Origin of the sequence: Pseudomonas putida, from assembly GCF_028682455.1 — a bacterium.
GTDB classification, from domain to species: domain Bacteria; phylum Pseudomonadota; class Gammaproteobacteria; order Pseudomonadales; family Pseudomonadaceae; genus Aquipseudomonas; species Aquipseudomonas putida_AA.
This window is the reverse complement of record NZ_JANHLD010000001.1, coordinates 934,248-946,737: the sequence shown is the minus strand read 5'-3', so window position 1 is coordinate 946,737 and position 12,490 is coordinate 934,248. Positions and strand designations below refer to the sequence as shown.

Here is a 12,490-nt window from a genome sequence, read left to right as displayed (position 1 = left end):
ACGTCCATCGTGCATGACACCCCCGCTTCCCCGACCCCGACGGTTACCGCCGAACGCATCCTGTTCCTGCTCAAGACCCGCGGACCGCTGAAAACCACCGACCTTGCCAGACTGCTGCAAATCAGTTTCGAGGCCACGCGCCAGCAATTGCAGAAGCTGCAGGGCACCGACCTGATCACCGGTCTCAGCACCCCGGCCACAGGTGCCGGGCGGCCTTCGCAAAAATGGATACTCACCGAGGCCGCCCAACGGCGCTTCCCCGATACCCACAGTGTGCTGACCCTGCAACTGATCGAATCCGTCGAGCAGGTGTTCGGCACCCACGGCGTCGATCAATTGATCAGCCGCATGGAGGCCAGCAACCTCAAGGAATACCAACACGCCTGCAGCCAGGCCCGCAGCCTTGAAGACAAGGTCCAGGTCCTGGTCCGGCTACGCGACCAGGCGGGCTACATGGCCCGTATGCAAGCCTGCGACGATGGCTGGCTGATCATCGAACACCACTGCCCGATCTGCGTTGCGGCCAGCCGCTGCCAGGGCTTCTGTCGATCGGAGCTGCAGATCTTCCAGGCGGTAATCGGCGACCAGGCCCGGGTCGAGCGCTGCGAGCACCTGCTCGCGGGCGACCGGCGCTGCGTGTACCGGGTCACCCCCAGGCCGGCCCTCATGCCCACGGCAGGTTGAACACCACAAAGGCCAGTAACGCCCAGAGCACCAGCACCAGGTGCGTGAGTTGCAGGCCTTCCTGACGAATCCAGTAGCCGAACCACAGCCCGCCCAGCAGCATGCAGAAGGTAAAGCCGAGCATCGCGCTAAGGGCCAGGTTCAACCAGGGTCGCGCCGGCTCGAGACCCGCCCCGAACAGCAAGGCGTAGCTGCCGGTCAGCACCGCCAGCGCAGCGACACCCTGCAGCACCAGCACCACCGCCAGGGCAAGGCGGTGCGCCACCGGCGAATGCAGGGCACGCGATAACAGCGGGAGGTCGATCGCAGGTGCCTGGCGCAACGGTGCCATGGCCATGGTTGCCCCCACCGCTCCGACCGAGGCGGCAAAGGCCTGGAGGTTATTGAGTACCGCGATGCAGAGCCACAGGCTCAGGCCCAGCGCCAGGGTGACCTGAAACAGCCACAGGGAAACGTGCAATTCCATTTGATGCCTCGTCCTATTACACAAGTGAAAGCTTGGATATTAGGACCGCACCGGTGAATTCACAAGCGGGTTCCCTGCCTCAGGCCTCGCCCTGACTGGCCAGCCTGCGGGCCGCCAACAGCCGAGGGCCGAAAACATTGATCAGCAACCCGGCCATCACCAGCAGTGCACCCCACCCCTGCATCGGGCTCAGGCGCTCATCCAGCAGCAACGCCGAAGCGCTCAGGCCGACGACCGGAACCAGCAGCGAGAACGGCGCGACCTTGCCGGCCGGGTAACGCGACAACAGATAGCTCCACAAGCCGTAGCCCAGCATGGTGGCCACGAACGCCAGGTAGGCCAGCGACAGGATCGAACTCCAGCCGATACCCCGCAGGGCGCTTTCGATCAGCACCGGCCCTTCCAGCCACCACGACAGCGCCAGGAACGGCAGCGGTGGAATCAACCCGCCCCAGATCACCAATGCCACAAGGTCGATGTTGCCGAAGCGCCGGGTGATGATGTTGCCCATGGCCCACATGGCCGCTGCGCACAAGGTCAGGACCAAGGCGAAAAACGGTACGCTGGCACCGTTCTCGCTGCCGATCAGGGCCAAACCTGCCGCGGCGACCAACAGGCCCAGCACACTGGCTGCGCGCAGCCGCTCACCGAGGAAGATCGCGGCAAAGAACAAGGTGAAGAACGCCTGCGATTGCAGCACCAGCGACGCCAGCCCAGGCGGCATGCCATTGCCCATGGCCTCGAACAGAAAGGCGAACTGCCCCAGCGAAATGGTGGCGCCATAGGCGATCAGCCAGCGCCACGGCAACTGCGGTCGCTTGATCAAGAACACTGCCGGGAACGCCACCAGAGCGAAGCGCAAGGCCCCCAGCAACATGGGCGGCAGGCCATCCAGGCCCACCTTGATCACCACGAAGTTGACGCCCCAGGCAACGATCACCACCAGCGCCAACAGCAAGTCCTTTAATGGCATTGTCCACACCCGCTCTTTGTAATATTTCGCAACATCATAACCACGAAACAGCAGCGACCGCACACCCGCGGCTGGCTCTACAGCTTCGCCGAGGGGATGCGGTTATCGGGCCGTGCGCTTTCCAGCTTGATGGCAATGAACTTGGAGGTCGGCGTATAGGTCCGGTCGCCGTAGCTTTCCAGCGGCACCAAGGGGTTTGTTTCCGGGTAGTAGGCCGCCGCCTGCCCCACGGGAATGTCATAGGCCACCAGGGTAAAGCCGCTGACCCGGCGCTCGCGTCCATCCTCCCAGAGCGAGACCAGGTCGACCTTCTGGTTGGGCGTGAAGCCCAGGCGGCGGATGTCCTGCTCGTTGGCGAACACCACTTCTCGCAGGCCGAACACCCCGCGATAGCGATCGTCCAGGCCGTACAGGGTGGTGTTGTACTGGTCGTGGGAGCGCAGGGTCTGCAAGATCAGGTCCGGAGTGTCGCCACGCGCCAATACCGCTTCATTGACCAGTTGCGCGGGCAGCACGCTGGGGGTGAACTGCGCCTTGCCCGACGCGGTCTGCCACTGCCGCGCCGCAGCGGCATTGCTCAGGTGAAAGCCGCCCGGGTGCTGCAGGCGGGCGTTGAAGTCCGCAAAGCCTGGGAGGACGTCGGCGATCAGGTCGCGAATGCGCCCGTAGTCGGCCACGGTCCAGTCCCAGTCGATGGGCCGGTCGCCCAGGGTGGCCTTGGCCATGCCGGCGATGATCCACGGCTCCGAGCGCAGCAAGGGCGAACGCGGTTTCAACTGGCCATACGACACATGCACCATGCTGAAGGTGTCTTCCACCGTCACGCCTTGCGGGCCCTCGGCCTGCATGTCGATTTCGGTACGGCCCAGGCATGGCAGGATCAAGGCGTCGCGGCCGGTCACCAGGTGCGAGCGATTGAGCTTGGTGGCGATGTGCACGGTCAGCTCGCAGTTGCGCAGGGCCGCATGGGTGCGTGGGCTGTCAGGGGTGGCCTGGGCGAAGTTGCCACCCAGGGCGATAAATACCTTGGCGCGCTTTTCTTCCATGGCCTGGATTGCCAGCACGGCGTTGTGACCATGCCCGCGCGGCACGGTGAACGCGAAGCGCTGCTCCAGTGCATCGAGCAACCAGGTGGGCGGCTTCTCGTCGATGCCCATGGTGCGGTCCCCCTGCACGTTGCTGTGGCCTCGCACCGGTGACAGCCCGGCGCCCGGCTTGCCGACGTTGCCGCGCAGCAACTGCAGGTTGATGATCTCCTGCACCGTCGGCACCGAATGCCGGTGCTGGGTCACGCCCATCGCCCAGCACATGATCACCCGCTCGGCACGCCAGTACATCCGCGCTGCCAGCTCGAGCTCGGCCAGGCTCAGGCCCGACTGCTCGACAATGTGCGACCAGGGGGTGGCGTCCACTTCAGCCAGGTACGCATCCAGGCCCGAGGTGTGCTCGGCAATGAAAGCATGATCGAAGACTGCCGGTTCGCCGTTGGCCTGGGCTTCGCGTTCCCACTTGAGCAGGAACTTGGCGATGCCGCGCATCACCGCCATGTCGCCGCCCAGGGCCGGGCGAAAGTAGGCGGTGTTGGTTGGCCGGGACCCGTTGCTGAGCATCTCCAGCGGATGTTGCGGATGCTGGAAGCGTTCCAGGCCACGCTCCTTGAGCGGGTTGAAACACACTACCTGGGCACCGCGCTTGACCGCCTCGCGCAGGGGCTCGAGCATCCGCGGATGGTTGGTGCCGGGGTTCTGGCCAATCACGAAGATCGCATCGGCCTGTTCCAGGTCGTGGTACACCACGGTGCCCTTGCCCACGCCAAGCGCCTCGCCCATCCCTACCCCACTGGCCTCATGGCACATGTTCGAGCAGTCGGGAAAATTGTTGGTACCGAAGGCGCGCACGAACAACTGGTACAAGAATGCCGCCTCGTTGCTGGCCCTGCCCGAGGTGTAGAACTCGGCCTGGTCGGGCGACTCCAGTGCGTTGAGGTGCCGGGCGATCAGCGCGAAGGCCTCCTCCCACGAGGTCTCGACATAGTGGTCGGTGGCCGCGTCATAGCGCATCGGGTGTGTAAGCCGCCCCTGGTACTCGAGCCAGTAGTCGGTCTGGTCGGCCAGGGCGCTCACGCTGTAGCGGGCGAAAAAGTCCGGGTCGACGGAGCGGCCGGTGGACTCCCAGTTGACCGCCTTGGCGCCGTTTTCGCAGAACTTGACCATATCGCTTTCAGGCGACTCGCCCCAGGCGCAGCCGGGGCAGTCGAAACCACCGTTCTGGTTGGTCTTGAGCATGGCCCGCAGGTTCTTGAACGCGTTGTCACTGCCCAGCCAGCTCTTGGTGACACTTTTAAGTGCGCCCCAGCCGGCGGCCGGGCCATTATAGTTTTTGATGTGTTCGTCTTGACTCATCACGGTAGTCCTCGATGTGCACGCAAGCGATTTGAACAATTTCAAGGCAACACACAGCCACACGGCCAATTAACCGGTGTTATTCGAATAACAGTCAGTCACTGGCCAGCCACGGTTGAAGTTGTTCTACCGTTTGAGCCTATTGTTCCATTCACGGCACGTCCAATCGAAAGTAATGACAGCATGATCAAGGATCTCTATCACGCCAGAAGCTGCAAAATACGGTGCTTCCAGCCGTGATAGACGACACTTATCGGTTGGTCACTAAAAGCAATTTGACGCCCTCTCCCGCGCTACCTATGCTCGACACAAGTTGGAATATTTATTTAATTAACTTCAAACAATGCGTTCACCACCACGACCCATTCGCATTAAAAGAGGTAATGGCAACTGTGAATGCAACTGAAAAGACACTGGTCGACGGTTTCAATCGAAAGATTGATTACTTGCGCATGTCGGTAACCGACCGATGCGACTTTCGTTGTGTCTATTGCATGGCCGAAGACATGCAATTCCTGCCGCGCCAGCAAATCCTCAGCCTTGAAGAGCTGTACCAGGTGGCCGAGCGCTTCGTCGCCCTGGGCACCCGCAAGATCCGACTCACCGGCGGTGAGCCCCTGGTGCGCAGCGGCATCGTCGAGCTGTGCGCCCGTATTGCCGCGCTGCCTGGGCTGCGCGAGCTGTGCATGACCAGCAACGGCTCGCAACTGGGGCGCCTGGCCGGGCCATTGTTCGATGCCGGTCTGTCGCGCCTGAACATCAGCCTCGACAGCCTCGACGCCCAGCGCTTCAAGGCCCTCACCCGCACGGGTGACCTGGCACAGGTGATCGCCGGCATCGATGCGGCACGCGCCGCCGGCTTTCGTCGCACCAAGCTCAATTGCGTGGTGCTCAAGGGCCGCAACGATGGCGAAGTCAACGACCTGGTGCGCTTTGCCATCGACCGCGACCTGGATATTTCCTTCATCGAAGAAATGCCCCTGGGCATCATCAGCGAACACCAACGCAGCGAGTCCTACTGCTCGAGCGATGAAGTGCGCGCGCGCATTGGCGAGCAGTTCACCCTGATCGAATCGGCCGAAACCACCCAGGGGCCGTCGCGCTACTGGCGCCTGGCCGAAGCACCGCACATTCGCATCGGCTTCATCTCGCCCCACAGCCACAACTTCTGCGCCAGTTGCAACCGCGTGCGGCTCACCGTCGAAGGTCGCTTGCTACTGTGCCTTGGCAACGAGCACGCCAGCGACCTCAAGCAAGTATTGCGCGCCCACCCGGGCGACAGCGCCCGCCTTGACCAGGCCATATGCAACGCCATGGCCCTCAAGCCCTATCGCCATCACTTCGAGGTCGATGGCGATGTACAGATCCTGCGTTTCATGAACATGACCGGCGGCTGAGTGCTGCCGCCGATAGGACCCCCATGATCGTTCACCCCAAACCCAACCTGCTCAACGTCCTGATCAGCCTCAAAGGTTCCATCGCCAAGCGCATCGCCCGACGCACCCTCATGGTCACGGCGCTCGCTTCGCTGATTGTCCTGATCGAAAACCTGCACCCGGCGCTGTTCTCCAAGGTCAACGCCACCCCCTTCACCTTGCTGGGTATTTCGTTGTCGATCTTCATGAGCTTTCGCAACAACGCCTGCTACGACCGCTGGTGGGAGGGCCGCAAAGCCTGGGGGCTGGTGATCATCGAGATGCGCTCGTTCATCCGCGAGAGCTGCGTGATTGCCGACACCGCACTGCGCGAACAACTGCTGCTGGGCCTGTGCGGCTACGCCCACGCGCTCAATGCCAGGTTGCGCGGTGAAGACGAAGTGAAGGCGGCGCGCAAATGGGTGCCGCAGGTGCACACGCTGGCGCAACACAACGTCAGTGACGCCATCTTGCAAGACACCGGCAGCACCTGCTCGCGCCTGGCGCAAGAACACGCCATCAGCGAATGGCGCTACATGACCCTGGAGCAGCGCCTGCACGGGTTGTCCGAAGCCCAGGCCGTGTGCGAGCGGATCAAGAGCACACCGCTGCCCTTCCCCTACACCTTGCTGCTGCACCGCACCATCTACATCTTCTGCGTGCTGCTGCCCTTTGCCATGGCCCAGCCGCTGGGTTGGCTGGCGCCGATTTTCACCGCCATCGTCAGCTACACCTTCTTTGGCCTGGATGCCATCAGCGATGAACTGGAAGACCCCTTCGGCCGCGAAGAAAACGACCTGCCCACCGATGCCATGGTGCGCACCATCGAGCGGGAAATACTCACCGCGATCGGCCGCACGGACTTGCCTGCGCCCTTGCAGCCAGTGGACTTCGTGCTCAGCTGAGCCTCGCACCGCTGCGCTCTTACTGGCCTGCGCCGTACCTGTGGGAGCGGGCTTGCCGGCGATCGGCCGCTCTGCGGCCGTAGGCCAGCCCCCCGAAAGTGCAGGCTGTACCGGCCCCTCGCGGGGCAAGACGGTATCACTCCATCAGACTGGCAAACGGAATGAAGTCCAGCCAATCGCCCGCCTTGAAGGTGACGCCCACCGGTACCTCCAGCAGACCATCGGCCCAGGTGGCGCTGAGCAAGGTTCCCGAGCTCTGGTTGGGCTGCAATACCGCACGCCCCTGTTCAAGACTGACCCGCAAGTACTCCTGACGTGTTCCCGGCTTGGGCCAGTCGAACCCACAAGCCACCGGCAAGCGCATCGGTTCAACCTGGGTACGTCCCATCCGGCGCAGAATGTAAGGCCGGGCCAAGATCAGGAAGGTCACCAGCGACGACCCCGGATTACCCGGCAAGCCAATGAACGGCACGCCGTTGAAATGAGCGAAGGTGAAGGGCTTGCCAGGCTTGATCGCCATCTTCCACATCAGCACTTCACCCGACTCTCGCAGCAGTGCGCCGATGCAATCGGCATCTCCAACCGACACTCCGCCACTGCTGATGATCAGGTCGGCGCTGTCGGCCCGCTCGAGGGCTGCACGTATCAGCGCCGGTTCGTCTTTGACCTTGCCCAGGTCGATGACCTCGCAGCCCATGCGCTGCAATAACGTCTGCAACACCACACGGTTGCTGTCGTGGATCTGTCCGGGGGCCGGCACCTCGCCCTCGCCCACCAACTCGTTGCCCGTGGACAGCAAGGCGACCTTGAGCCTGCGCACCACCGAGATCCGGTAGATACCCTGGCAAGCCAGTACCCCGAGGGCCACCGGACTCAACACCGTTCCTTTGCCCAGCAGCAACTGACCGACGCCGGTCTCACTGCCCTGCAGGCGAATGTTGGCGCCTTCGCGCAGCGTACCGTGCACGGCAATCCTGCCGTCCTCCAGCACCGTGCAGTTTTCCTGCATCTGCACGCAATTGGCACCTTGGGGAACCGGCGCCCCGGTGAAAATCCGTGCACAGGTGCCAGGTGCCAGCGGCTCACCCGCCTGGCCGGCAAAAATGGTCTGGGAAACGGGCAACGCAAACCCAATGGCCTCGACCAGGTTGAAGGCGTAGCCATCCATGGCGCTGTTCGACCACGCCGGTGCATCGACAATCGCCAACACGTCACAGGCCAGCACGCGACCCTCGGCGTCGGCCAGGCGCAGCGTCTCGACGGAGTCGAGGAGCGCGCGCCCGGCCAGCGCCATCAGCTGGCTCAGCGCATCGTCAACCGCAACAAGCGCTGGTTTATTCATTGGCGCGACTCGCACAGCAGTCCGGGCTTGAGGTGGGCGACAAAGTTGCAAGGCCGGTGACGGGCGTCGAGCTGCTCGGCAAGGATCCCTTCCCAGGCGGTGCGACAGGCGCCGGTGGAGCCCGGCACGCAACATACCAGCGTGCCGTTGGCCAGGCCCGCGAGGGCGCGGGTCTGCACTGTCGAGGTACCGATATCGAGGATCGACAGGGCGCGGAACAATTCGCCAAAGCCCTCAATGTGCTTGTCGAGCAAACAGGCGACCGCCTCGGGCGTGCTGTCGCGGGCAGTAAAGCCGGTGCCACCGGTGACCAGCACCACTTGCACCTGCTCATCGGCGATCCAGGTCGCCACCTGGGCGCGGATCTTGTAGATATCGTCCTTGACCAGGGCACGGGCCACCAGGCGATGGCCCATTTCCACCGCCCGGGTGGCCAGCAGTTCCCCGGATGTATCGGTTTCGAAGGTGCGTGTATCACTGACCGTCAGCACGGCAATGTTGAGCGGCACGAAGACCGCGTCCAGTTTCACACTCATGTCGTCAGGCTCTTCAAGGTTCATTGTTCCCGGGCAAACTAGTGTCAAACGCCAAGGCCGTCCAATCGACAGTTCCCAACACCCCATCGACCACGTCTATTGGCCGCGCACCGCTCTGGTCCGGCCTTGATCGACCTCACCTATCGGCCGTTCACGATTTCTCATTGGACGGATATTACTGCCATCGGTGACACTGGATGATCGCTTCAAATCAACTGCCGGGCCGTGCCATGGACATCAAACAACTCAAGTTTCTCATCGCCTTGGACCAGACCCGCCACTTCGGCCAGGCTGCCGCCCTGTGCCACGTCACCCAGCCCACCCTGTCGATGCGCCTGCGCAACCTGGAGGACGAGCTGGACCTGGTGCTGGTTACCCGCGGCCAGCGCTTTGAAGGCTTTACCGAGGCCGGCGAGCGCATCCTCGCCTGGGCCCGGACCCTACTGGCCGCCTACGATGGCCTGCAGGCCGAAGCCGCCAGCTGCCGCGGGCAAATCGTCGGCAATCTGCGCCTGGGCATGGTGCCGCTGTCGAGCATCAACCCCATGAGCTTTCTCACCCCGCTGGCCCAGCGCTACCCAGAGCTGCAGTTCCAGCTCTCGTCGTTGAGCTCGGAGCAGGTCATCGATGGCTTGAGCCGCAACCAGCTTGACCTGGGTATCTGCTACCTGGACCAGATCAACACCGCCTACTTCGAGGTGATCGAACTGGGTTCCACCAGCATGGGCCTGCTGTACGACACGCGCCACTACCAGTTCGAGCAGCCCGAGCTGCCCTGGGACCTGATCAGCGATCTGCCCCTGGGGATGCTTTCCAAGGGCATGCACTATCGCCAGTCGGTAGACCTGAGCTTTCGCAGCCGTGGCCTGTACCCCAAGCCTGTGCTGGAGAGTGATTCCACCTACCAGTTGATCCAGGCGATCTGCACAGGCATCTGCTGCGCCATCATGCCGCTCAACTGCGGGCTGGACGACTTGAGCGAACACATTCGCATCGTGCCGATTGCCAGCGCCAGCGTGCATGCGCCGATCGGCCTGTTGCTGCGCCGTACCGAACCGCGCTCGGCCCTGGCGGAAAAATGCTTCGCCGAGGTCAAGGCGATGCTCGACGCGCCGTAACAGCGTGGGCACCGGTCACGGTGTGCGCTCGGCCAGTTCCTCGAGCAGATCGGCTGACGGCACGAAGAACAGCCCTCCGGTGACCGCCGTGCTGAAGTCCAGCAGGCGGTCATAGTTGCCTTCGGGGTTGCCGACGAACATGTTCTCCAGCATCCGCTCGATAGGCGCCGGCGAGCGGGCGTAGCCAATGAAATAGGTACCGAACTCACCGGCGCCGGGCCGGCCGAAGGGCATGTTGTCGCGCAGGATTTTCAGCTCCTGCCCGTTGCTGTCGGTGATGGTCGTCAACGCACTGTGCGAGCAGCTCGGCTTCACCGATTCGTCAAGCTCGATGTCCGACAGCTTGGTGCGCCCGATGACCCGCTCCTGGGCTTCGACCGACAACGCATTCCACGCCGTCATGTTGTGCAGGTACTTCTGCACCAGCACGTAACTGCCCGCCCTGTACGCCGGGTCTTCATCGCCGATCAGGGTGAAGGCCTCGGCCTTGCGCCCCTCGGGGTTCTCGGTGCCATCGACGAAACCGATGATGCTGCGCATGTCGAAGTAACGAAAGCCCTGCACCTCATCGACCACCGTGACCGCATCGCCCAAGCCCTGCATCAACTGGGTGGCCAGCTCGAAGCACAGGTCCATGTGCTCGGCGCGAATGTGCAGCAACAAGTCACCCGGGGTAGCCAGGGCGCGGCGCTCTGGCGGGCCGAACTCGCGAAAGCCGTGCAGGCTTGCCGGGCGCACCTGGCCGAACAGACGGTCCCAACCGTTGGCAGAAAAGCCACAGACGCACGACAGGTTGCCACCTTGCGAGCGCTTGCCCACCGATCGGGTAAGCCCGGCGATATCGGCGCACCAGCCACGGACCCGCTCGGCCGCCTCGTCGCCAGGGTTCAGGGTGACCACGAGGTAGATGGCGCTGCGGGTGATCGGGCTGCACACGGCTTGGGGTTCGGGCGTTGAATCAGGCATGGCGGTAGACCCTGTCGAGCTGAAAAGCTGCAGCCTAGCAGAGCTGCAATCTTTCGACACAATTGCTTGACCGTAATTGTATATACATGCTCATATCTGTAGCCATCACCGCCCCTGCGTCCGGCCGGTGATACGACCGCTCGACAACAACAATATGCGGAGATCCACAGCAATGTCCCAGGCCAGCGCTTCGCGCAGCAAGCCCTTGATCGAGCGTCGCTCGATCGACTACATCCCGGAAAACGAACGGCACGGACGCCTGTACAGCCAATTCACCCTGTGGCTGGGTGCCAACCTGCAGATCACTGCCATCGTCACCGGGGCCTTGGCCGTGGTGCTGGGCGGCGATGTGTTCTGGTCGTTGATCGGCTTGCTGATCGGCCAACTGGCCGGCGGCGCGGTCATGGCCCTGCACGCTGCCCAAGGGCCCAAGCTGGGTTTGCCGCAGATGATTTCCAGCCGGGTGCAATTCGGCGTGTATGGCGCGGCCATTCCGATCGCCCTGGTGTGCCTGATGTACCTGGGCTTCACCGCCACCGGCACGGTGCTCTCGGGCCAGGCCATCGGCCAGTTGCTGAGCGTCAGCGACAGCACCGGGATCCTGATCTTTGCCGCAGTCATCGTCCTGGCCACGGTGCTGGGCTACCGGGTGATCCACTGGATCGGCCGCATCGCCAGCGTGCTGGGGATCATCGCCTTCGTCTACCTGTTCAGCCGCATCATGGCCATCGCCGACATCAGCCAGTTGCTGGAAAACCGCCACTTCACCTGGGCTTCGTTCCTGCTCGCGGTGTCGCTGTCGGCGTCCTGGCAGATCGCCTTCGGGCCTTACGTGGCCGACTACTCGCGCTACCTGCCCAGCAGCACCTCATCGTTCAAGACCTTCCTTGCCGCCGGCCTCGGCTCGGTCGTCGGCGCCCAGGCGTCGATGATCCTCGGAGTGTTTGCCGCCGCCATCGCCAACGGCCAGTTCTCCGGTCGTGAAGTGGCCTACATCGTAGGCCTGGGCGGTACTGGTGCCACCGCCGCGCTGCTGTACTTCAGCATCGCTTTTGGCAAGGTGACCATCTCCACCCTCAACTCCTACGGCAGCTTCATGTGCATCGCTACCATCATCAGCGGCTTTCGCGGACACATGGACGTCACTCGCCGCCAACGGCTGTTCTTCGTGCTCGCCATTGTCGGTGCCTCGACCGTGGTGGCGCTGCTCGGCCAGCACTCGTTCCTCACCGCGTTCAAGTCGTTCATCCTGTTCCTGCTGACCTTCTTCGTGCCCTGGAGCGCGGTCAACCTGGTGGACTACTACTTCATCACCAAGGAGCGCTACGACGTACCGGCTCTGGCCGACCCCAAGGGCCGCTACGGACGCTGGAACATGCCGGGCATCATCGTCTACACCATCGGTGTACTGGTGCAGATGCCGTTCATTGCCACCAAACTCTACACCGGTCCGATGGTCGCGTACCTGGGCGGCGTCGATGTGTCGTGGATCATTGGCCTGGTCGTGCCGAGCGTGCTGTACTACCTGGTGGCCCGCGGCAAGGCCGCCCAGGCACCGGCACGGATGATCCTCCCGGACGCCGTTCGCTCTTGAGCTGAGCCCTGCGCTGCCCACCGCCCTGGCGGTGGGCAGCTACCGTTCGGCACCCCAGCCAATAGCGACATATTTTTATGCTGTAATTG

At 63.1% G+C, this 12,490-nt stretch carries 11 protein-coding genes; 5 read left to right on the top strand and 6 right to left on the bottom strand.

The window, feature by feature from the left end:
* The first annotated feature begins 9 nt into the window (after positions 1–9).
* Positions 10–684 carry a helix-turn-helix transcriptional regulator gene (locus tag NPS58_RS04690; RefSeq protein WP_274113968.1) on the top strand — a complete coding sequence of 225 codons (675 nt, stop codon included), beginning with the start codon at positions 10–12 and terminating at the stop codon, positions 682–684.
* Here the strand turns inward: NPS58_RS04690 and NPS58_RS04685 are convergent.
* From NPS58_RS04685 to NPS58_RS04675, 3 genes are all read right to left on the bottom strand, one after another.
* Entirely contained in the window at positions 665–1,150 is a 486-nt protein-coding gene (locus tag NPS58_RS04685; protein ID WP_274113966.1) for a DUF2165 family protein, read from the bottom strand. The two genes, NPS58_RS04690 and NPS58_RS04685, sit on opposite strands and share 20 nt — an antisense overlap.
* Before the next feature lie 79 nt (positions 1,151–1,229).
* A complete protein-coding gene (locus NPS58_RS04680) occupies positions 1,230–2,123 on the bottom strand; it encodes an EamA family transporter (protein ID WP_274113964.1) in 894 nt (297 codons plus the stop codon).
* A gap of 77 nt (positions 2,124–2,200) precedes the next feature.
* The gene (locus tag NPS58_RS04675; protein WP_274113962.1) at positions 2,201–4,525 is read right to left on the bottom strand and encodes an FdhF/YdeP family oxidoreductase; all 2,325 of its coding nucleotides are present in this window, start codon (positions 4,523–4,525) and stop codon (positions 2,201–2,203) included.
* 392 nt (positions 4,526–4,917) lie between these two features.
* Here NPS58_RS04675 and moaA point away from each other — a divergent pair, with 392 nt between their 5' ends.
* Together moaA and NPS58_RS04665 are read left to right on the top strand one after the other, a co-directional pair.
* Positions 4,918–5,922, top strand: coding sequence for a GTP 3',8-cyclase MoaA (moaA, locus tag NPS58_RS04670; protein ID WP_274113960.1), 1,005 nt, complete (start codon positions 4,918–4,920; stop codon positions 5,920–5,922).
* Positions 5,923–5,945: 23 nt separating this feature from the next.
* The gene (locus tag NPS58_RS04665) at positions 5,946–6,845 is read left to right on the top strand and encodes a bestrophin family protein (protein ID WP_274113958.1); all 900 of its coding nucleotides are present in this window, start codon (positions 5,946–5,948) and stop codon (positions 6,843–6,845) included.
* 136 nt (positions 6,846–6,981) lie between these two features.
* On the opposite strand, the gene glp is transcribed toward NPS58_RS04665, so the two are convergent.
* Together glp and moaB are read right to left on the bottom strand one after the other, a co-directional pair.
* Entirely contained in the window at positions 6,982–8,187 is a 1,206-nt protein-coding gene (glp, locus tag NPS58_RS04660) for a gephyrin-like molybdotransferase Glp (RefSeq protein ID WP_274113956.1), read from the bottom strand.
* Positions 8,184–8,723 carry a molybdenum cofactor biosynthesis protein B gene (moaB, locus tag NPS58_RS04655; RefSeq protein ID WP_274113954.1) on the bottom strand — a complete coding sequence of 180 codons (540 nt, stop codon included), beginning with the start codon at positions 8,721–8,723 and terminating at the stop codon, positions 8,184–8,186. Before moaB ends, glp begins: the two co-directional genes overlap by 4 nt.
* Before the next feature lie 230 nt (positions 8,724–8,953).
* On the opposite strand from moaB, the gene NPS58_RS04650 reads away from it, so the two are divergent.
* Positions 8,954–9,841, top strand: coding sequence for a LysR family transcriptional regulator (locus NPS58_RS04650; RefSeq protein ID WP_274115358.1), 888 nt, complete (start codon positions 8,954–8,956; stop codon positions 9,839–9,841).
* A gap of 15 nt (positions 9,842–9,856) precedes the next feature.
* Here the strand turns inward: NPS58_RS04650 and NPS58_RS04645 are convergent, their stop codons facing one another.
* On the bottom strand, positions 9,857–10,807 hold the full coding sequence (locus NPS58_RS04645; RefSeq protein WP_274113952.1) for a Dyp-type peroxidase: 951 nt from the start codon (positions 10,805–10,807) through the stop codon (positions 9,857–9,859).
* Between the two features lie 172 nt (positions 10,808–10,979).
* On the opposite strand from NPS58_RS04645, the gene NPS58_RS04640 reads away from it, so the two are divergent.
* A complete protein-coding gene (locus NPS58_RS04640) occupies positions 10,980–12,401 on the top strand; it encodes a purine-cytosine permease family protein (RefSeq protein ID WP_274113950.1) in 1,422 nt (473 codons plus the stop codon).
* Positions 12,402–12,490 lie beyond the last annotated feature (89 nt).